Origin of the sequence: Campylobacter sp. IFREMER_LSEM_CL1890 (assembly GCF_025772045.1) — a bacterium.
GTDB lineage: Bacteria > Campylobacterota > Campylobacteria > Campylobacterales > Campylobacteraceae > Campylobacter_D > Campylobacter_D lari_D.
Window position 1 is genome coordinate 22370 of sequence record NZ_JAKMRK010000002.1, and the last position, 19398, is coordinate 41767.

21 protein-coding genes are annotated in these 19398 nt (G+C 33.4%); 1 reads left to right on the forward strand and 20 read right to left on the reverse strand.

Features of this window, described 5'->3' with window-relative positions:
- Genes tkt through L8W57_RS01220 form a run of 7 tightly spaced genes read right to left on the reverse strand, consistent with a single transcriptional unit; the run spans position 1 to position 6198 of the window.
- Complete coding sequence (gene tkt, locus L8W57_RS01190) at positions 1 to 1905, reverse strand: transketolase (RefSeq protein WP_263661851.1); 1905 nt, start codon at positions 1903 to 1905, stop codon at positions 1 to 3.
- A gap of 3 nt (positions 1906 to 1908) precedes the next feature.
- Positions 1909 to 2754: a polyprenyl synthetase family protein gene (locus L8W57_RS01195; protein WP_220567046.1), complete on the reverse strand. Its 846-nt coding sequence runs from the start codon at positions 2752 to 2754 to the stop codon at positions 1909 to 1911.
- Positions 2754 to 3833 carry a PDZ domain-containing protein gene (locus tag L8W57_RS01200; RefSeq protein ID WP_263661852.1) on the reverse strand — a complete coding sequence of 360 codons (1080 nt, stop codon included), beginning with the start codon at positions 3831 to 3833 and terminating at the stop codon, positions 2754 to 2756. The genes L8W57_RS01195 and L8W57_RS01200 overlap by 1 nt, the downstream gene beginning before the upstream one ends.
- Positions 3830 to 4135, reverse strand: coding sequence for a YbaB/EbfC family nucleoid-associated protein (locus L8W57_RS01205; RefSeq protein ID WP_039667857.1), 306 nt, complete (start codon positions 4133 to 4135; stop codon positions 3830 to 3832). The genes L8W57_RS01200 and L8W57_RS01205 overlap by 4 nt, the downstream gene beginning before the upstream one ends.
- Positions 4136 to 5419: a UDP-N-acetylmuramoyl-L-alanyl-D-glutamate--2,6-diaminopimelate ligase gene (locus L8W57_RS01210; protein WP_263661853.1), complete on the reverse strand. Its 1284-nt coding sequence runs from the start codon at positions 5417 to 5419 to the stop codon at positions 4136 to 4138.
- Positions 5403 to 5942 (reverse strand): histidine kinase, encoded by a 540-nt coding sequence (locus L8W57_RS01215; RefSeq protein ID WP_133319159.1) that lies wholly within the window; start codon positions 5940 to 5942, stop codon positions 5403 to 5405. Before L8W57_RS01215 ends, L8W57_RS01210 begins: the two co-directional genes overlap by 17 nt.
- On the reverse strand, positions 5929 to 6198 hold the full coding sequence (locus tag L8W57_RS01220; protein ID WP_039619526.1) for an iron-sulfur cluster biogenesis protein NfuA: 270 nt from the start codon (positions 6196 to 6198) through the stop codon (positions 5929 to 5931). Before L8W57_RS01220 ends, L8W57_RS01215 begins: the two co-directional genes overlap by 14 nt.
- A gap of 122 nt (positions 6199 to 6320) precedes the next feature.
- Here L8W57_RS01220 and L8W57_RS01225 point away from each other — a divergent pair, with 122 nt between their 5' ends.
- Positions 6321 to 7562, forward strand: coding sequence for a multidrug effflux MFS transporter (locus L8W57_RS01225; protein ID WP_263661854.1), 1242 nt, complete (start codon positions 6321 to 6323; stop codon positions 7560 to 7562).
- 345 nt (positions 7563 to 7907) lie between these two features.
- On the opposite strand, the gene flgE is transcribed toward L8W57_RS01225, so the two are convergent.
- From flgE to rpsM, 13 genes are all read right to left on the reverse strand, one after another.
- Complete coding sequence (gene flgE, locus L8W57_RS01230) at positions 7908 to 10289, reverse strand: flagellar hook protein FlgE (protein WP_263661855.1); 2382 nt, start codon at positions 10287 to 10289, stop codon at positions 7908 to 7910.
- 223 nt (positions 10290 to 10512) lie between these two features.
- Positions 10513 to 11139, reverse strand: coding sequence for a bifunctional phosphoribosyl-AMP cyclohydrolase/phosphoribosyl-ATP diphosphatase HisIE (gene hisIE, locus L8W57_RS01235; RefSeq protein WP_133319155.1), 627 nt, complete (start codon positions 11137 to 11139; stop codon positions 10513 to 10515).
- Positions 11140 to 11150: 11 nt separating this feature from the next.
- Positions 11151 to 11918: an imidazole glycerol phosphate synthase subunit HisF gene (hisF, locus tag L8W57_RS01240; protein WP_263661856.1), complete on the reverse strand. Its 768-nt coding sequence runs from the start codon at positions 11916 to 11918 to the stop codon at positions 11151 to 11153.
- Entirely contained in the window at positions 11900 to 12634 is a 735-nt protein-coding gene (locus L8W57_RS01245; protein WP_263661857.1) for a 1-(5-phosphoribosyl)-5-[(5-phosphoribosylamino)methylideneamino] imidazole-4-carboxamide isomerase, read from the reverse strand. Before L8W57_RS01245 ends, hisF begins: the two co-directional genes overlap by 19 nt.
- A 6-nt stretch (positions 12635 to 12640) precedes the next feature.
- Positions 12641 to 13222, reverse strand: a complete 582-nt coding sequence (gene hisH / locus L8W57_RS01250) for an imidazole glycerol phosphate synthase subunit HisH (protein ID WP_220567019.1) — start codon at positions 13220 to 13222, stop codon at positions 12641 to 12643.
- Positions 13219 to 14286: a bifunctional histidinol-phosphatase/imidazoleglycerol-phosphate dehydratase HisB gene (gene hisB, locus L8W57_RS01255; protein ID WP_220567016.1), complete on the reverse strand. Its 1068-nt coding sequence runs from the start codon at positions 14284 to 14286 to the stop codon at positions 13219 to 13221. The genes hisH and hisB overlap by 4 nt, the downstream gene beginning before the upstream one ends.
- The gene (gene hisD / locus L8W57_RS01260) at positions 14283 to 15563 is read right to left on the reverse strand and encodes a histidinol dehydrogenase (RefSeq protein ID WP_263661858.1); all 1281 of its coding nucleotides are present in this window, start codon (positions 15561 to 15563) and stop codon (positions 14283 to 14285) included. The genes hisB and hisD overlap by 4 nt, the downstream gene beginning before the upstream one ends.
- A 9-nt stretch (positions 15564 to 15572) precedes the next feature.
- On the reverse strand, positions 15573 to 16472 hold the full coding sequence (gene hisG / locus L8W57_RS01265; protein WP_133319147.1) for an ATP phosphoribosyltransferase: 900 nt from the start codon (positions 16470 to 16472) through the stop codon (positions 15573 to 15575).
- 116 nt (positions 16473 to 16588) lie between these two features.
- Positions 16589 to 16942: a 50S ribosomal protein L17 gene (gene rplQ, locus L8W57_RS01270; protein ID WP_012660847.1), complete on the reverse strand. Its 354-nt coding sequence runs from the start codon at positions 16940 to 16942 to the stop codon at positions 16589 to 16591.
- A 3-nt stretch (positions 16943 to 16945) separates the two neighbouring features.
- Entirely contained in the window at positions 16946 to 17959 is a 1014-nt protein-coding gene (locus L8W57_RS01275; RefSeq protein WP_039627711.1) for a DNA-directed RNA polymerase subunit alpha, read from the reverse strand.
- 14 nt (positions 17960 to 17973) lie between these two features.
- Complete coding sequence (rpsD, locus tag L8W57_RS01280; RefSeq protein ID WP_133319146.1) at positions 17974 to 18600, reverse strand: 30S ribosomal protein S4; 627 nt, start codon at positions 18598 to 18600, stop codon at positions 17974 to 17976.
- 30 nt (positions 18601 to 18630) lie between these two features.
- Positions 18631 to 19023 carry a 30S ribosomal protein S11 gene (gene rpsK, locus L8W57_RS01285; protein WP_133319145.1) on the reverse strand — a complete coding sequence of 131 codons (393 nt, stop codon included), beginning with the start codon at positions 19021 to 19023 and terminating at the stop codon, positions 18631 to 18633.
- A 9-nt stretch (positions 19024 to 19032) separates the two neighbouring features.
- A complete protein-coding gene (gene rpsM / locus L8W57_RS01290; protein ID WP_012660843.1) occupies positions 19033 to 19398 on the reverse strand; it encodes a 30S ribosomal protein S13 in 366 nt (121 codons plus the stop codon).

The window sequence follows — 19398 nt, forward strand, 5'->3', positions numbered from 1 at the left end:
TTATTTTTCATTACATAGACTTAAAATATATGAGCTTAATTTCTCCTCACTAAATCCAAAATGCTCAAATACATCTTTATCTTTACCACTCTCACCAAAACTTTCTATACCATAAAGCTCATCACAAATTCTATAAAGCTCGTTTGAATTTGCAGCTTCAACACCTACAACCTTACCTTGTAAAATTCTTTCTTTATAAGATTTTTCTTGAGCAATAAATAACTCATAACAAGGCATAGAAACCACATTAGCAATCACACCTTTTTCTTTTAAAATCTTAGCTGTTTTTACACATAATGACACTTCACTACCACTTGCTAAAAGTGTAAATTTCGCATTTGTGTTTTCTTCTAATAAATAAGCCCCATTTTCAACATCTCCAAAAACAGGCTCGCTTAAAGCACTTAACTTTTGACGCGATAAAACAAAAACACTTGGCATATTAGTTTTAAGTGCAATCTGCCATGCTTTTACATTTTCAACCCCATCAGCTACTCTAAATGTCAATGAATTTGGCATAGCTCTAAAAGTGCTAAGCTGCTCTATAGGTTGGTGTGTTGGACCATCTTCACCTACACCTATACTATCGTGAGTAAAGATGAAAAAGTGTTTAGCCCTCATCAAAGCTGCTATTCTTGCAGCAGGTTTTAAATACTCACTAAATATAAAAAAGGTAGCACAATAAGGCAAAAACAAACCATATCTTGCAAAAGCATTTGATATAGCAGCCATTGCATGCTCTCTTATACCATAGTGGATATTTTTTCCATTTGGAAAATCGCCCATATCTTTGAGTTCAGTTTTATTTGATGGACCTAAATCTGCACTACCACCTAAAAATCCCGGTAAGGCTTTAGCAATAGCATTTAAAATCACACCATTGCTATCTCTAGTAGCTAAATCTTGTCCTTTAAAATCAGGAAATTGTATTTTTGAAAAATCAGGCTCTAAAAGCTCTTTTAGCAATGCTTGCTTCTCTGCATTTAAATTTTGCACTTTTTGATTCCATTTAGCTTGTGCTAAATCCCCAAGTTCTATTGCCCCGCTAAAGCGAATTTTAACTTCTTCTGGGATTTCAAAAGTTTTTTGTGGATCAAAACCTAAAGCCTCTTTTGCCTTTTTTATAAGCTCTTCGCCCAAAGGTGCTCCGTGAGAATGATGACTTCCCTCAAGATCTAAAGCTCCTTTAGCTATAGTAGTATGAGCGATAATCAAACAAGGCTTTTTGCTTTCTTTAGCAGTTTTTAATGCTAAATCAATTTGCTCAAAATCATGCCCATCTATCTCAAGTACTTCAAAATTTTGCGCTCTAAAACGCTCTTTTACATTTTCATTAAAAGCAATGGCCACATCACCTTCAATTGAAATATTATTGCTATCATAAATGATGATTAAATTATCAAGGTTATGTACACCTGCTAAAGAACAAGCCTCATAAGAAATTCCTTCTTGTAAATCTCCATCACCGCATAAACAATATACTTTATGATTGATAATATCCTCACCCAAAAGCAAACTTGCTTTTTTGGCTGCCATAGCAAAACCAACCGCATTTGCAATGCCTTGTCCTAAAGGCCCTGTGGCGATTTCAACACCTGGAGTGAAAACTTCAGGATGACCTGGGGTTTTAGAGTGTAATTGACGGAAATTTTTTAAATCTTCTAAACTTACATCATAACCGCTCAAATGTAAAAAGCTATAAAGCAAAGCACTAGCATGACCACCTGAAAAGACTAATCTATCGCGGTTTAACCATGTAGGATCTTTTGGATTATGCACTAAATGAGTACTTAAAACACTTATAATATCTGCTAAACCCATTGGAGCACCTGGGTGGCCTGAATTTGCTTTTTGCACCATATCCGCACATAAAAATCTTATAGTGTTGGCTTGTTTTTGTAACATTGTTTAACCTTTTAAATATTTATCAATCAAAATTTGAAGCTCATTAGCAAGCTTAGAGTCTAAATTTTTCATTTTTTCTTCACATAAAGCAATTTTATCATCTTTTGCCTTTTTAGCACCTTCTAAACCTAAAAGTTTAACAAAAGAATTTTTATGCAAATCATTATGAGTTGGCTTTCCTGCTTCTTGAGTATCTAAAGTCGCATCGATAATATCATCTTTGATTTGAAAAACCAATCCTATCAAAAGCCCTATTTCATAAATTTGCTCGCATTCTTTTTCATCTAACTCACAAATTTCACAACCCATTTTTAAAGCCGCTGCAATCAATCTTGCAGTTTTATGAATGTGCAAAAACTCAACTTGCTCTAAATTTAAAGGCATATCTTCAAAATAACAATCAATAGCTTGCCCAATAATCATACCGCCAAGCCCTGCATTAAAGGCTAGAGTTTCTATGAGTTTTAATCTAACATTTTCTTTTAAATCAAGCTTAGAAAGAAGTAAAAAAGCTTGAGTATTTAAAGCATCGCCCACTAAAATAGCCGTAGTTTCATCGTATTTTTTGTGTAAAGTTTGCTTTCCTCTACGCAAAGAAGCATCATCCATAGCGGGTAAATCATCATGTATTAAAGAGTAAGTGTGGATAAATTCCAAAGCCAAAGCTGCATTTAAAGCCTTTTCAAACAAAGCAGGATTTTTAGCATTAACTATACCCAAAAGCAGTTGGGCTCTAAAATGCTTCCCACCAGCTTCTAACATCCATTTTAAAGCTTCATTAAAAAATGGATGAAAACTTTGAGTTTTAGGAAAATTTTGCTCTAAATGCTGTTTGAATTTTTCTAAAATCACTTATTTAGCCTTATAAAAAAGTCAAAGTATCCTTTATTAAAATGCTCAAAGTCATTATTTTTCGCTGAAGGGATATTGCTTGCTTGTCTTGAGACTAGAATATCAAAAGTATTAGCTTGAGCTAATATGGCTTGAAGTTCATTAAAATTGTTGATTTTTTGATTATTAATTCTTAAAATCTTATCCCCTTTTAAAAATCCAGCCATTTGTGCTTTAGAATTTGGAGTAACTTCTGTAACATTCATTTTCATATCTACGCGTAATCCTAGATTACTATAAAAAGAACTTGGCTTAGCTTGAACCACTTTTTTAGGCTTAGCAAATGCACCCAAGTCTTTATCAAAAACCATAGTGGAGATATTAACATCTTTATTATCTCTTAATACATTAAAGTATAAAGTTGCACCGCGATCAGCAAATAAAATTTTTTCATTTAGTTTTCTTAAATCATCATAAGCTTGTCCATCGACACTCACAAGCTCATCATTAAGTAAAAATTGTCCATTTTTACGCACATTTTTAACATAAATTTTGCCATCACGCATATCAAAATCCACACCTATATCACCCCAATAAGCATCAGGATATTTTGCAAAGTGTTTTAAATAACGATTACCTATAAGTTTGCCATCTTCTAAACTTATACCAAGCATTTTACAACACGGCGAGTTAAGCTCTCCGATTTTAGAAGCAAAGTCAAGTTGATCACGCTCTGTCAAACTTTGCCCAAAATACTTCAAATGCCCTATATAGCTTTTATTGCTATCTAAAATTCCCACCCAACTATTGCGTGTTAAATCTTCTTCATTTCCCATAGGTGCAGGAATTAAACTAAAATCTGTTTTTACTAAATACAAATTTAAAAAGGGATCATATTTAGTATAGCTGTTTAATTTCGCGTTTTTAGTTTTAACTACTGCTAAAGTATTTTCATTTAAAGCAAAGGCAGGTAAGCCCTCATAAATCAACATACTAGCTTTATTTTTTTCATAACAACCCAAAAAATCATTAAAAGTCGGTCTTGGCACAGCAAAAAGTGTGCAAACTACACCCAAAATACAAAGTAAAATTCTCATAGCATTCCCATTCCGCTAAATAAATTACTAGCCATTGATTTTTTATTTTGTTCTACCATTTTCATCACATCATTAATCGCTGCTATTAGTAAAATTTGCATAGACTCTTTATCTTCTAACAAAGAATCATCAATGTTTATATCGATGATTTCACCTTTTCCATTAGCACTAACTTTTACTAAACCACCACCGCTTTTTGCACTAAATTCTTTTTTTAAAGCTTCTTGCTCTAATTCATTTGCTTTTTCTTGAGCCTTAGTTAAAAGCTCGCCCATTTTAGAAAAATCCATATTTTCAAACATTTATTTTCCTTCTTTTAATATCTCTAATACTACTTCTTTATCGTTAAAAGGATATTTTACACCCTTGATTTCTTGATAAGTCTCATCGCCCTTACCCAAAATCACTACAAAATCATCTTTTGTTTTAAGCTCTAATGCTTTTTTGATTGCTTCTTTTCTATCACATTCTACAAAAACACTCTCATCTTTTTCTATACCATTTAAAATATCATTAATTATATCCATTGGCTCTTCTGAACGCGGATTATCACTTGTGATGATGAGTTTTTTAGCATAGTGTTTGGCAACTTTAGCCATTAACGGACGCTTAGTTTTATCTCTATCTCCCCCTGCTCCAAAAACCACAATCAAATCACGATATTTTAAAGCATCTAAAACTTTTTCTATGCCATCGGGCGTATGAGCAAAATCTACAATCACATCTTTTGCAACCACTTGCATTCTACCCTCAATGCCACCAAAATTACTAATGGCCTTTTCAAGCTCTTTTAAATTTGGCTTAACAAGTTCATTTACACAAGCGCTTGCGGCCAAAAGATTATAAAGATTAAAAAGCCCCACCAAAGAAGAATCAATCATAAAAGTTTCTTTACCAAAATTTACCACAGCTTCAATGCCATTTTTTAAAGCATAAGCTTTAATGTGATAATAACTTGGATTTTCCACTCCATAAGTAAAAGCACCTTTGACATTAAAATTTATAGCTTTTGCATCTTTGTTGATAAATTTCATACACTCATCGGTAAAAAAACTTTCTTTTGCCGCTTGGTAGTTTTGAAAATCCCCATGAAAATCTAAATGATCTTGAGTGATATTAGTAAAAATTTTAGCCTTAAACTCAAGCCCTTCAATGCGATTTTGCACTAAAGCATGCGAGCTTACTTCCATAATCAAAAATTCACATTTTTCCTTACTTGCTAAAGATAAAAACTCTAAGGTTTGTAAAATAGGAGCAGTAGTTAAGCCTTTTGGAGTGATATTTTTATCATTTATAAAACTACCCCTAGTTCCCATTAAGGCACATTTAAAACCTAAATCAAGCAAGATAGAGTAAATAGCTCCCGCGGTAGTTGTCTTGCCATTTGTGCCTGTAATGCCTATGATTTTAATACTTTCATCTATATTTAAAAGCTTCTTGCATTCGCCAATGCCAATAACTTTTGCTTGTTTTTCTAAAGCTTGATGAAGAAATTTTTCATTTTGAGTAGTTTTTAAGAAAAAACAATCTTTTTCGCATTCATTAGAATTATCACAAATGAAAGTATTTTCAATCTTTACTATCATAATTTAATTCCTTGATTTTCTCACTAAGCTTAATAAATCTATAATTAGAATAAAAATGCGCTGAAACATCTTCCATATAAGCTACGAGCATATCTTTATAACCATGTTCTAAAAGCTTTTCTAAAAAATCCACAAAATCTTCTTTATCGTTAATAATAAGTTTATTAGATATTATAACATTTTCTAAAGCTTGTTTAAACCCGACTTTTGCTTCGCTAAGTAAAAAATCTTGATAACTCAAGCCCTCAAAATCTTCGCTATCTTCTTCAAACTGCACACTTTGGCTAAGATTAATGAGTTTTTCTAAGTCTTTATCTACTTTAGTATTTTTATAATTTTGCATAAAAAATTCAAAAAAAACAAAAGCTTCTTCAGGGCTTTTTAAAGCCAAATCACAAATATTAATAAAAGTTAAAAGTCTCTTATTTTTACGCTTTTCATAAGCAAGAGAAAAATACATCTTAGCATTTTTAAAATCTTTTTTGTAAAAACATTCTATGGCTATTTTTTTATAATTTTGCAAATTCGCTTTCCCCACCTGCTAAATTTACTATAGTAATATCTGGATGTATATCGATTTTAAGTTGTTTTTCCAAGCCATATTTCAAAGTCGTCCCACTAGCTGGGCAGCCATGACAAGCTCCGGTTAGCTTCACATAAACTACACCATTTTTCACACCCAAAAAATCAAGCCCTCCGCCATCATTTTCTAAAATATGCATAGTTTTAGCTAGACTGGCTTTTACAGGTTCGATTAATTCCTCATCACTAAAAGGCATATTCATAATTTTTCCTTGATTATTTTTAGTTTAATTTTATCTTATTTGCCTTTAAAAAATGTAAATTATTGTTTATTTTAGACTTTTTGCTATACAATGGTAAAAAGACTTTAGGAAATTTTATGCAAAAACACACCCAAATAAAAGGTTTTGAAAAACTCAAACTCATTATCATACTAGGCTTTTTATCTGCCATAGCACCACTTTCAACTGATATGTATTTACCTGCTTTAAATGAAGTAGAAAAAAGCTTTCAAACAAATTCTTTTTACACTCAACTTTCTCTTGCAAGTTTTTTCATCGCCTTTTCTTTAGGTCAGCTTTTATATGGACCATTAAGTGATGTATATGGCAGAAAAAAACCTTTATACATAGGACTTTTTATTTTTATTTCTTCAAGTATTGCTTGTGTTTTAGTTGATTCCATTCATGCTTTTATAGCTTTGCGTTTTTTTGAAGCTTTAGGAGGTTGCGTGGGTGTAGTCGTAGCAAGAGCTATAGTAAATGATGTTTTTAAGCTTAAAGAAGCAGCAGGAGTTTATGCTTTGATGATGGTTTTTACTTCTTTAGCGCCTATGCTTTCTCCTACTTTTGGTGGAATTTTACTTGAATTTTTTTCTTGGCGTAGTATATTTTTGACATTGTTTATCTTAGGTTTTATTTTATTTTTACTTGTTATTTTTGTTCTAAAAGAAAGCAATCACAACACCCAAGGAAAAAAATTCAATCACAAAGAGGTTACAAAAAGTTACAAAAAAGTTTTAAAAGATCGCCGTTTTGTAGTGTATTTGCTTTGTGGAAATTTAATATTTGCAGGTTTTTTTGCTTATTTAACCGGCTCATCTTTTGTTTTTACACGCGTTTTTGGATTAAGCGAGCAACAATACGCAGCCCTTTTTGGAGCTCATGCTCTAAGCTTTGTTATATGTGCAAATATCAATGCAAGATTAGTCCTTAGATTTTCTCCTTATTATATACTCCCTAGAGCGCTTATGGTAATTACTTTTTTAACTTTTTTACTCATTTTGGGTGCAACTTTTGAGCTAGGTTTTTGGGCTTTTGAAATTCCTTTGTGTTTTATCATAGCAAGTTTGGGTTTTATCCTGTCAAATACCACAACCTTAGCTATGGCAAGATCAAAACAAAATGCAGGCAGTGCTTCAGCACTCTTAGGTGCAGCACAATTTGCTATGGCGGGAGTAATGGCATTTTTAGTAAGTCTTTTAAATGCTAATACACCTATATTTTTATCACTTATTTTAGGAACTTGCACATTTTTATCTTTGATTTCTTATCTAAGTTTGATTAATAAAAGAAAGTTAAATAAAATCAAAAAGAAGTTAAGCGTGATTTCTCACGCTTAATTAAGCAATATTTTTGAAAAGATTCACTGACTATATCGAACCTTTTTCAAAAAACTTTATATCAATAAACAATATTTATATTTTTCTTGATAATTTTAGTGTTTTTGATCATAATAGCAAAACAAAATATTTTAAATTTGCAATGATTAAAACTATTAATAGATGATTAGCTTTATAAATTTTTATTTTAACTTGTCGATATGCAAATCATGCTACTCACTCCTTAAGGCAAGAAAGAAGTGAGTTAGCAATAGATTGAAGGCTTCAAGGCTATCAAGTATTACAAGGCTACCTCGATAACCTTGTAAAGCTTGATCCCAAGGTTTTAAAAACCTTGGGTTAAGATTATTGTTTTAATTGAAGCAAAGTATTTAAAAGCTGATCACTTGTGGTAATCGTTTTTGAGTTTGCTTGATAACCCCTTTGGATTACGATAAGCTCAGTTAATGCACGACTTAAATCCACGTTTGACATTTCTATAGCTGAGCCTTTTAAGCCCCCTCTACCACCTTCGCCCGCATGACCTATGGTAGCTGTTCCTGAGTTTGCTGTCGCTTTATAAAGGTTATTACCCATTTCTTCAAGACCCATATTATTTGGGAAAGTAGCTAGAGCAACCTTAGCTAGCGCTAGAGTTTTACCATTTGTAAATTCTCCATAGATATAACCATTCTCATCAGTTCTTAATGCATCTGGCTTTAGATTACCCCCTGTGTAACCATCTGTTTCTTGTTTAGTGGTAGCTGAGTCTTTATCATAGCTTGTTAAACCATCAAAACCACCTGTTGTTCCAAAGTCAAGTTTGATTACTTGATCAGGTTTTGAGCCGTTATTTCCAGTGAAGTTTAATACATTTGGTGTATAGCTTTGAAGCGAGCCATCATTACCAAATCTTAAATTTCCTACTACTATATTTCCCGGAGCACCATCACCACTGAAATTAATCTCTGCAGGTTCAGGCACTGAGATGATGATAGACCATTCAGCCCCACCATCTGCTGTTTTAGTTTGTTTGGTAAATTGCACAGTTAGCTCATGTCTAGTTCCTAATGAGTCAAAGATTTCTATACTAGCAGTATGAGCTGATAAATACATGTCTTGAGAATACTTTTCATTATTGCCTGCGTTGAAATTTCCATCTAAGGCACTAAACATAGCTGTGAATTTATCATTAGTAGAAATTTTATTAGCTTCATTAGAATAACCCGTAACTTTAAAAGTCATATCTTTTGCACCATCTTGAGCAGGATTGGTAATTTTAAATCTACCATCATTTTCTACTACTACTTTTACACCAGCATTAGCATCATCTTGTTCTCTTTGCCCATTTCCATCATAGTCTACAGCCCACCTAGCATCTCTTTGTAAAAGCTCTCTTAAATCCTCAGTAGTATGGAAGGTTCTTCTTCCTGCCATATCAGGCCAAGTATCTATTTCATTTGGATCAGGATTAGCCCCTATATCTACATTATTTGCACTATAAATATATTCATGAGCTGTCACAACACTTATAGGTCCATTTTGTCCACCCAAAATAGTATTTCCAGCCCCAGGTGGTTGCAATTGTGCTATGTCTCCAGTAGGTCTTATAGCTTGTCCTGCTGTATTAGCCCCTGCATTAACACTGATATTAATATTTTTTGTTTTAGATGTAGTTCCTGTGCTGTTATCATTGGTAAATGTCATTCTACCATCTACTATAGAAGCTACTACGCCTGTTTCTGATGTCTTAGCATTGATAGCATTGATAAAAGTATCTTGTCCCACGCCTGTAGCTTGAATTCTGGTTCCATTAATAGTTATATCTAAAGTAGCAGGCACTTGAGTTCCATCAGCTCTAGTAAATCCCCAAAATGTATAGTCTGTATCAATTTGAATATCAGCAGCATTTGTTGGTAAGCTGGTATTAAATTGTTGAGTAGATTGCCACTTAGCATCCGCATAACTCACCCATATACCTTGCCCATCTCTTAGGTTCAATCCTTCACCTTGGGCATTAAATACTACACCCATATCCACACCTTTTTCGGTTACTTGGGCTCCACTTTTTGAAGTAGTATAAAACTCAGTATGTCCAGTATCATTTTCATCTACAGTTGTTCCTGTATCTTCCCTATGACCATGAGTAGAATCTAATGCATAGATAGGACGCTTAGCAGAAGCATTCATACCTAAAGTATTACCACTATCTAAATTTGCTGTAAGGCTTACTGAAGTACTTGCTCTAGCAGGCATACTCATACCAGGTGGGATAACTATATCTTGCACTGAAGTTGAAGAGTCAATTTGCCCTGTTTCTTGATTATAATTCCAACCTTGAACGGTGTAGCCGTTATTATCTACGAAATTTCCTACTGCGTCTGTTTTAAAGTCCCCTGCACGGGTGAAAAACTGCGTAGTGCCACCATCATTTGAAACGATGAAAAATCCATCACCATTGATAGCCATATCGGTGTTTTTGTCTGTAGTTTGGATATTACCTTGAGAGTGAATTCTAGTAGTAGAATTTACACCTGCACCAAGTCCAACTTGCATAGGGTTTTTACCACCTAGGTTGCCATCTGGAGCTGTAGCTATCTTAGAAGTTTGACTCATAAGCGTTGAGAAATCCGCACGAGAATATTTAAAACCAAATGTATTAACATTGGCTATGTTATTACCTTCTACATCCATTGCGTATTGGTGTGCTTGGAGTCCTGAAACCCCAGCCCAAAGAGATCTCATCATAATTAAATCCTTTAAAAAATATTGCTTTGTGATTACTTCACAATCTACTATTGCTTAGCCAAGACAAAGCAATAAGTGTTCCAAAAATGTAAATAAAATGAAATTAAAAAGTAGAAAATAAATCAAAAAGTAGATTTTAATGTGTAAAGTTTTTTTAAAATTACTCGATATAGCTAGTGAATCTTTTCAAAAATATTGCTTAATTAAGCGTGAGAAATCACGCTTAACTTTTATTTCTTTCTTTTAATTTAGCAATCACATCATTTAAACTCAAATCCGCATCAGCTAATAACACTTCTAAATGATAAAGTAAATCAGCAGCTTCATTTATCAACTCATCTTTATCTTTAATAGTAGCAGCCAAAGCGGTTTCAACGCCTTCTTCACCTACTTTTTGTGCTATGCGTTTAGTGCCTTTTGAAAAAAGTTCAGCCGTGTAAGAAGAGCTTGCACAAGTGTTTTTGCGTGAGTTGATAAGTCTTTCAAGACGCGATAAAAATACAAAATCAGCTTTTTTAGAAAGCGTTTCAAAACAAGAAGTATCGCCTGTATGACAAGTAGCGCCTTGAGCTTTTACAAGGATTAAAATACAATCTCTATCACAATCAAGTCCCATATCTATGATATGCAAGAAATTCCCACTTTGCTCACCTTTCATCCACAAACGCTCTTTAGTGCGTGAGTAAAATACAACCTTTTGGTGCTTAAAACTCTCTCTTAGAGCTTGTTCATTCATAAAACCTTGCATTAAAACTTCACAAGAATGATAATCTTGGATTATCACAGGGATAAGGTTATTTACCTTTTGCCAATTTATGCTTTTTATAAATTCTTCTTCATTTATACCCATAGTTTTTCCTTTTAAATACGAATTTGTATGCCTTGATCTTTTAAAAATAGTTTTAATTCTTTAATATCTATAAGTTTTTTATGAAACACTGAAGCTGCTAAAGCTCCATCAACACCAAGTTTAAAAGCTTCCAAAAAATGCTCTTTAGCTCCTGCGCCACCGCTTGCTACTAAAGGCACAGGACAAATTTGTCTAACCTTAGTAAGTTGATCTAGATCATATCCCTTTCTCATGCCATCTTGATTCATCATATTTAGCACGATTTCGCCAGCCCCTAGCTCACATACTTGCTTTACCCAATCTAGTGTTTTTTTACCACTATGATGAGATTTGTTCTCATCTCCAGTGTATTTATAGACTAAAAGCTCGTTGTTTTCATCTTTAAAAGTATCTATACCTACAACTACGCATTGCACTCCAAAGCTTTTTGCAAGGCGTGAGATTAAATCAGGATCATTTAAAGCAGGAGAATTAATAGAAATTTTATCAGCACCATTTGCTAAAAGTTCTTTTGCGTCATCTTCGCTTTTTATACCCCCTGCGACGCAAAATGGTATAGAGATATTTTGTGCTACTTTGCTTACCCAAGCTCTATTGATACGCTCATTCTTGGCTGAAGCTGTAATATCATAAAATACAAGCTCATCAATGCCATTTTGTGAGTAAAATTTAGCAAGTTCTATAACATCTCCCATATCTTCATGATTTTTAAACTGCACCCCTTTAACTACTCTACCATCTTTTACATCTAAACATGCAATTATGCGTTTTGTAAGCATTCTTGAGCCTCCTTTATGCTAAATTCTTTATCAAGCAAGGCTTTACCTACGATGATACCACTTACTATGCCATTTAGCTTTTTAAAATCTTCTAAGCTCGCCACGCCTCCACTTGCTTGGGTTTGCAAATGTGGGAATTTCTCATGCAAAGCTTTGTATAAAGTGATGTTTGCTCCACTCATCGTGCCATCTTTAGAAATATCTGTGCATAAGATATGTTTTACATCTTTATAAAAATTTAAAAGCCCAAACAAACTCTCATCGCTTGTTTTACTCCATGCATCAACAGCCACAAAAAACTCATCTTTAACGCAAATACTATCAAGCGCTAAGACTATACTTTCTACGCCAAATTCATTTAAAAGCTCTTGCGTAAGGGGCTTATTTTTAACCGCTAAAGAGCCTATAACTACGCGTTTAACACCGCTATCAAACAAAGCTTTAACTTCATCTTTAGTGCGAATTCCTCCACCTACTTGAAGATTTACTCTAATCTTAGAAGCTAGGTTTTCTATGAGTTTTAGTTGTCTTTTGCTAGGATCTTTTGCACCACTTAAATCCACCAAATGAAGCCAAGCAATGCCTTGAGCCTCATACTCTTGAAATTTAACTAAAGGATCGAAGCTATATTCTTGCTTTTTAGCATAATCTCCTTTATAAAGCCTTACTACTTTACCATCTATTAAATCCAATGCTGGAATGATTTGAGTTTGCATTTTTACCTACATATTTATGAAATTTTTTAATAATACTTCGCCCGCTTCGCCGCTTCTTTCAGGATGAAACTGCACACCATAAAAATTGTCTTTATTTAAACTTGCACTAAATTTAGCAGAATACTCACACTCTGCGATGGTGTATTCATTTAAACTCACACAATAACTATGCACAAAATAAAAATAAGCTCCATCTAAGCCTTTAAAAAGCTCATGTGAGCTAAAGACTTGATTCCACCCCATATGTGGGAAAGTAAAATTTGCTTTTTCTTGGAATTTTTGTGTCTCGAAAGGCATAATACCAAGTGTTTTTTGGTGTAATTCTTCTGAAAATTTACCCAAAATTTGCATACCAAGACAAATGCCTAAAAGTGGTTTTGTGGTAGTTTGGATAAAATTTTCTAAATTAAGTGCTTGTAGATTAGCCATTGCTTTAGCTGCTGTGCCAACCCCAGGAAGTAAAAGTTTATCTGCTTGTGAGAGTTCTTTTAAATCATGCGTGATAATACTTTTTTGTCCTAAACGCTCGAGTGCAAAAGCAAGAGAAGCTAAATTCGCACAACCTGTATCTATAATAGCTAGTTTCATATCACTCCTTTTGAGCTTGCTAGATTTTCATTTTCTATTTTTATAGCCATTTTTAAAGCTCTTGCAAAGGCTTTAAAAAGTCCTTCGGCTTTGTGATGATCGTTTTTGCCTTTAACTTTTAAATGCAAACTCGCACCCATAGCATAGCTTAGTGAGTAGAAAAAATGCTCTATCATTTCTGTGCTTAATTCTCCAAGCTTTTCTTTTTTAAATTTAGCCTTATAAACTAAATGCGGTCTATTACAAAAGTCAATCGCGCAACTTGCCAAGCACTCATCCATAGGTAAAACAAAGCCATATCTTGCAATACCTATTTTTTGATCTAGTGCATTTTTAACAGCCTCGCCCAAAGCAAGTGCGACATCTTCTACGCTATGATGTTCATCAACTTCTAAATCTCCTTTGCATTTTATCTCTAAAGATATATTTGCATGCGTAGCAATTTGCTCTAACATATGATCAAAAAATGCGATATTTGTTTTTATATTAGCTTTTGCTTTTTCATTAAAAGCCATTTTAACTTGAATTTGGGTTTCTTTAGTATTACGCTCTATACAGGCACTGCGGTAATTTTGCAAAATAAAATCAGCAATTTGCTCCCAATTAAAGTCGTTTTTGTCATATTTTAAACCTTGAATTCCAAGATTTTGCGCCAAAAGCATATCGCTGTCTCTATCGCCTATAACAAAACTTTTATTTTTGTCATAAAGTTTATTTTTGATATAGTTTTCAAGCATGGCAGTTTTTGGCTTCCTGCAGGCGCAATTTTCATGCTCAAAATGCGGACATATAAAAATATCTTCAAATTCTATGCCACAACTTTGAAAAACACTTAACATTTTTTCATGAGCCTTGTCAAAATTTTCTCTAGGAAAAGAATTTGTACCTAGGCCATCTTGATTACTTACCATAACAAATTTAAAACCAAAATTTTTTAACTTTAAAAGCGCATTGATAGCACCTTTTTCAAACTCAAGTTTTTCTAAAGAATCGATTTGAAAATCATCTTTTGGCTCATCAATGAGTGTGCCATCTCTATCGATAAATAAAATTTTTGCACTCATTTTAGACTTTCTAATCTTAAACTCACGGCATTTTTATGCCCATCAAGTCCTTCAGCTGCTGCTAAAATTTCCACCACAGGACCAAGCTTTTTAAAGCCTTCTTTACTAAGTTCTTGCACACTCATTCTTTTCATAAAATCAGCAAGCCCTAATGAAGAATAAGATTTAGTAAAACCATAAGTTGGCAATACATGATTTGTCCCACTTGCATAATCTCCCATAGATTCTGGAGAATACTCACCTAAAAATATTGAACCTGCATGCATAATATCATCAAGTAAGCTAGATGGATTTTGTGTATGAATGATCAAATGCTCGGGTGCATAGTCATTTGAAATACTTATGGCATGTTTTATATCTTTTGCAAGAATGATTTTAGAGTGTGCTAAAGATTTTGAAGCAATTTCTTTACGCGAGAGTTTTTCAAGCTGTAAAGCAACTTCATTATCTACTTCTTTGGCTAATTTTTCACTTGTGCAAACTAAAATCGCTTGAGAATCTGCTCCATGTTCAGCTTGCGAGAGTAAATCTGAAGCTATAAATTTAGCATTAGCAAACTCATCTGCTAAAACTAACACTTCAGAAGGCCCTGCTTGCATATCAATAGCTACTCCATGATTATTAACTTGTTTTTTGGCTTCAGTTACAAAGGCATTTCCTGGGCCAAAAATTTTATCCACTTTTTGTACACTTTGCGTTCCATAAGCAAGCGCTGCTATGGCTCCTGCTCCACCTATTTGATACACTGCATCAACTTCGCAAAGTTTTGCCACAAAAGCAATGGCAGGATGTAATGGCGCTGGGGAAGCTAAGGCTATGAATTTACATTTTGCAATTTTAGCAGGGATAGCTAGCATAAGTGCGGTTGAAAAAAGTGGTGCTAAGCCTCCTGGTATATAAAGCCCTACTTTTTCAATGGCTCTTGTTAGCACCTTGCAAGTTACCCCTTCAAAGGTTTGAACCTCTATGGTTTGACTTTCTTGAGCTTTGTGGAATTTATAGATATTTTCATAAGCTATTTTAATAGCTTGTTTTAACTCATCATCAATTTGCTCTGCTAAATTACTAAGCTCTTCATCACTTAGTTTGATGGAATTTAACTCTACTTTATCAAATTTTACAGCCATTTGCTTTAAAGCTTCATCGCCATTTGTTTTAACATCTTCAATGATTTGTTCTACTATGGTTTTAACCTGTGCATTAGCACTCATAGCAGGACGCTTGAGTGCTAATTCTTGTTCGTTTTGGTTTAATTTTTCAAAATCAAGTATTTGCATTTTTATCCTTTAAGAGAGCATTTTTTCAATAGGTAAAACTAAAATCGCACTTGCGCCTTCTTTTTTTAAAGCTTCCATAGTTTCCCAAAATAAATTTTCTTGACTTACCATATGTAGTGCCACTCTAGCTTTATCATTTTCTAAAGGTAAAATCGTAGGTTTTTCAACACCTGGTAACAAGGCTGTGATTTTTTCTAGCTTTTCAATAGGAGCATGCAACATGATGTATTTTGACTCTCTTGCTTGCATAACTCCATGAATTCTAATGAGTAATTTATCGATTAATTCTTGTTTGTGCGAAGCTAAGCTTTCTTTTCTTTGGATAATGCAAGCTTTTGACTTATAAATTACCATAACTTCTTTAAGTCCGTTTGCTTTTAAAGTAGCTCCACTTGAAACTAAATCACAAATTCCATCAGCTAAATTTGCACTTGGTGCTACTTCAACTGAGCCTGTTAACATACAAGTTTTATAGGGGATATTATTTTCTTCCATAAAACGCTTTAAAAGCTGTGGATAAGAAGTTGCTATGCGTAAATTTTTAAAACTTTCTATACCTTTATACTCACTATTTTCTGGTAATGCTAAAGACAAGCGGCACCCACCAAAATCAAGCTTTTTAAGCATTATAAAATCTGCATTTTCGTTTTTTGATTTTCTTTCTAACTCATTTTCTTCTAAAACATTTTCCCCAACTATGCCAAGATCTACTACTCCATCAAAAATTAACCCTGGTATATCATCATCTCTTACTCTGAGTAAATCAATAGGTAAATTTGTAGAAAAAGCAATTAAACTTTGATCGTGTATGCGAAGTTTTACGCCTATAGACTCAAGCAAGGCAATAGAATCTTTACTTAAACGACCTGATTTTTGTATAGCTATGCGTAATCTTGAATTTTCTTGCATTTTTTTCCTTTTTTGTAGTTAAAAAGATTAATAGTAGCAAAAAATGGATAAAAATACAAAAAATAGTAAGTAAATAAATAAAAATAAGAAGTTTTTAGCCTTTAAAAGGCTAAAAATTAAGCTACGAATTCGATGAAAGCCATTTCTGCAGCATCGCCACGACGAATTCTTGTTTTGATAATTCTTGTATAACCACCATTTCTATCTGCGAATTTAGGTGCAATTTCTGTTACAAGTTTATTTGTGGCTTCTTTATCTTGTAAGCTAGCAAAAACTGCTCTGTGAGCATTGAAATCACCTTTTCTTGCACGAGTGATCAATCTTTCAACATAACCTCTTAATTCTTTTGCTTTAGGTAATGTTGTTTCTATTTTACCTGCTTTAATAATAGCAATGGTAAGGTTTTTTAATAAGGCTGCACGATGAGTAGAAGTGCGACCTAACTTTCTATATCCATGTCTATGTCTCATTGATTATCCTTCATTTTGTGCTTTTAATTCTGTAATTTTTTTCTTTAGCGTTTCTTTTGCACTATCACTGAGTTTTGAATTTCCTATAGGGAAACCTATAGATTCCATTACACTTTTAATCTCATCTAAAGATTTTTTACCAAGATTTTTTAAATCTGCAAGTTCGCTAACACTCATTAAGGCAAGTTCACCAATATAAACTACATTTGCTTTTTCTAAACAGTTAAAACTTCTTGCGCTTAAATTTAACTCAGTTATATTTTGAAGTAATTTTACATGTTCTACTTCATTATTTGGTGTTTGACTTCTTACAACGCTTTGTGCATTAGTGATTTTATCAAACACTGATAATTGTTTATACATTGCTTCTAAAGCATTTTTAAAAGCATCACTTGGTGAAATTTGACCATCGGTTGTGATTGTAAAAACAACTTTTTCATAATCTGGATTATCTTCAAAAAGCACTTTTTCTATATCATAAACCGCATGTTTTACCGGAGTAAAGAATGCATCAAGTGCTATAAATTCAGGATCTAAGAAATTTTGAATTTCTTCAGAAGGCACATAACCTATACCTTTTTCAATGATTAAAGTAAATTCTAAATCCGCATCTTCATTAATCGTTGCAAGATAGCTATCTGCATTCACAACTTCAACAACTTCATTGTCTAAGTCTTTTCCGCAAATTTCTTTTGGTCCTTTAAAACTAAAAGTTACGATTTCTTTTTCAGAATCTGTTTTTAGTTTAAATCTTAATTTTTTTAGATTGATAATAAACAATGCTACATCTTCAAGCATACCACGCATACTATCAAATTCATGTGCTACGCCTTTGATTTTAACTCCTGTTGGGGCAAAACCTACTGTGCTTGAATAAAGCAAACGACGCAAAGGATGCGCCAAAGTAATAGCATAACCAATTTCAAAAGGCCATGCACTTACTTTTGCTACTGTATCACTGATATTTTCAATACTAAACTCTGTTGGTGTATAAGCAGAAGTTGTAATATGTCTCATATCAAAAACCTTTATTATTTAGAGTACAACTCAACGATATATCTTTCCTCAACTGGAATGATAACTTCTTCTCTTTCAGGTTTTCTTGTAAAAATTCCAAATCTTTTCTCTTTTTCTACATCAACCCAAGCAACTATACCAGTTTGAGCAGTAAGTTCGATCGCTCTTGAAATTTGAGGATTGTTTTTGCTTTTTTCAATCACTTCAACTTTTTGACCTGCCTCTACTCTATAACTAGGAATATCTACTCTTTTACCATTTACTAAAATGTGTCCATGAGTTACAAGTTGTCTAGCAAAACGGCGTGTTGTAGCAAAACCCATTCTATAAACAACATTATCAAGTCTTTGTTCTAAAAGCTGGATTAAAAGCGCACCGGTATTGCCATCTTTTCTAGCAGCTTCACTAAATAATCTTCTAAATTGTTTTTCACTAACACCATACATAAATTTAGCTTTTTGTTTTTCTCTTAATTGAAGTCCATATTCACTAATTTTAGCTTTTCTTTGTCCATGCTGACCTGGTGCGTAAGGGCGTTTATCTAAAGCACTTTTACCTGCTAATCTTCTTTCGCCTTTCATTGCCAAGCTTACGCCAAGTCGTCTTTCTAATTTTTCTACTGGTCCTCTATATCTTGCCATTATAATTCTCCTAAATCTTATATCTTATTCTTAGACACGACGACGTTTTGGTGGTCTACAACCATTATGAGCTAATGGGGTAATATCTTTTAAGAAAGTTACTTTGATACCTTCCATAGCACCTACACTTTTAACTGCTGTTTCACGACCACTTCCTGGCCCTTGTACTTTAATGCCTACTTCTTTAATACCATGTTCTTTTGCTTTATTTAAAGCATCTTCTACTGCTTGTTGTGCCGCATAAGGAGTTGATTTTTTAGAACCTTTAAATCCTAAACCACCTGCACTACTCCATGCAATAGCATTTCCCATTTCATCAGTTACAGTAACCATAGTATTATTAAATGTTGCACTGATATAAACTATACCTTTAGCTATATTTTTTTTAACTATTTTTTTCTTAACAACTTTTCTTTTTGCCATTTTCTATCCTTATGATTTTGCACCAACGGTTTTTCTCTTACCTTTTCTAGTTCTGGCATTTGTTTTTGTTTTTTGACCACGAACCGGTAAGCCTTTTCTATGTCTTAAGCCTCTAAAGCTTCCTAGATCCATTAATGCTTTGATATCCATAGCAACTTGTTTTCTAAGATCACCCTCAACCATATAGTTTTCTTGAATTTCTTTACGGATAGCCGCTGCTTCGTCCTCACTTAACTCATGAACTCTTTTATCATAAGAAATTCCGGTTTTATCTAAGATTTTTCTTGAAGTATGCAAACCTATACCATAAATATAAGTCAAACCATATTCAATTCTTTTTTTCTTTGGTAAATCTACACCTGCAATACGAGCCAT

What these genes read in the sequence shown, in the direction of transcription:
- tkt (WP_263661851.1), bottom strand. Translation starts at nt 1,905, where the DNA reads ATGTTACAAAAACAAGCCAACACTATAAGATTTTTATGTGCGGATATG.
- rpsK (WP_133319145.1), bottom strand. Translation starts at nt 19,023, where the DNA reads ATGGCAAAAAGAAAAGTTGTTAAGAAAAAAATAGTTAAAAAAAATATA.
- rplQ (WP_012660847.1), bottom strand. Translation starts at nt 16,942, where the DNA reads ATGAGACATAGACATGGATATAGAAAGTTAGGTCGCACTTCTACTCAT.
- flgE (WP_263661855.1), bottom strand. Translation starts at nt 10,289, where the DNA reads ATGATGAGATCTCTTTGGGCTGGGGTTTCAGGACTCCAAGCACACCAA.
- hisD (WP_263661858.1), bottom strand. Translation starts at nt 15,563, where the DNA reads ATGCAAATACTTGATTTTGAAAAATTAAACCAAAACGAACAAGAATTA.
- L8W57_RS01210 (WP_263661853.1), bottom strand. Translation starts at nt 5,419, where the DNA reads ATGATAGTAAAGATTGAAAATACTTTCATTTGTGATAATTCTAATGAA.
- hisB (WP_220567016.1), bottom strand. Translation starts at nt 14,286, where the DNA reads ATGAGTGCAAAAATTTTATTTATCGATAGAGATGGCACACTCATTGAT.
- rpsM (WP_012660843.1), bottom strand. Translation starts at nt 19,398, where the DNA reads ATGGCTCGTATTGCAGGTGTAGATTTACCAAAGAAAAAAAGAATTGAA.
- L8W57_RS01200 (WP_263661852.1), bottom strand. Translation starts at nt 3,833, where the DNA reads ATGAGAATTTTACTTTGTATTTTGGGTGTAGTTTGCACACTTTTTGCT.
- hisH (WP_220567019.1), bottom strand. Translation starts at nt 13,222, where the DNA reads ATGAAACTAGCTATTATAGATACAGGTTGTGCGAATTTAGCTTCTCTT.
- L8W57_RS01245 (WP_263661857.1), bottom strand. Translation starts at nt 12,634, where the DNA reads ATGCAAACTCAAATCATTCCAGCATTGGATTTAATAGATGGTAAAGTA.
- L8W57_RS01220 (WP_039619526.1), bottom strand. Translation starts at nt 6,198, where the DNA reads ATGCCTTTTAGTGATGAGGAATTAATCGAACCTGTAAAAGCCAGTCTA.
- L8W57_RS01225 (WP_263661854.1), top strand. Translation starts at nt 6,321, where the DNA reads ATGCAAAAACACACCCAAATAAAAGGTTTTGAAAAACTCAAACTCATT.
- L8W57_RS01205 (WP_039667857.1), bottom strand. Translation starts at nt 4,135, where the DNA reads ATGTTTGAAAATATGGATTTTTCTAAAATGGGCGAGCTTTTAACTAAG.
- hisF (WP_263661856.1), bottom strand. Translation starts at nt 11,918, where the DNA reads ATGCTTACAAAACGCATAATTGCATGTTTAGATGTAAAAGATGGTAGA.
- rpsD (WP_133319146.1), bottom strand. Translation starts at nt 18,600, where the DNA reads ATGGCAAGATATAGAGGACCAGTAGAAAAATTAGAAAGACGACTTGGC.
- L8W57_RS01275 (WP_039627711.1), bottom strand. Translation starts at nt 17,959, where the DNA reads ATGAGACATATTACAACTTCTGCTTATACACCAACAGAGTTTAGTATT.
- hisG (WP_133319147.1), bottom strand. Translation starts at nt 16,472, where the DNA reads ATGCAAGAAAATTCAAGATTACGCATAGCTATACAAAAATCAGGTCGT.
- hisIE (WP_133319155.1), bottom strand. Translation starts at nt 11,139, where the DNA reads ATGGGTATAAATGAAGAAGAATTTATAAAAAGCATAAATTGGCAAAAG.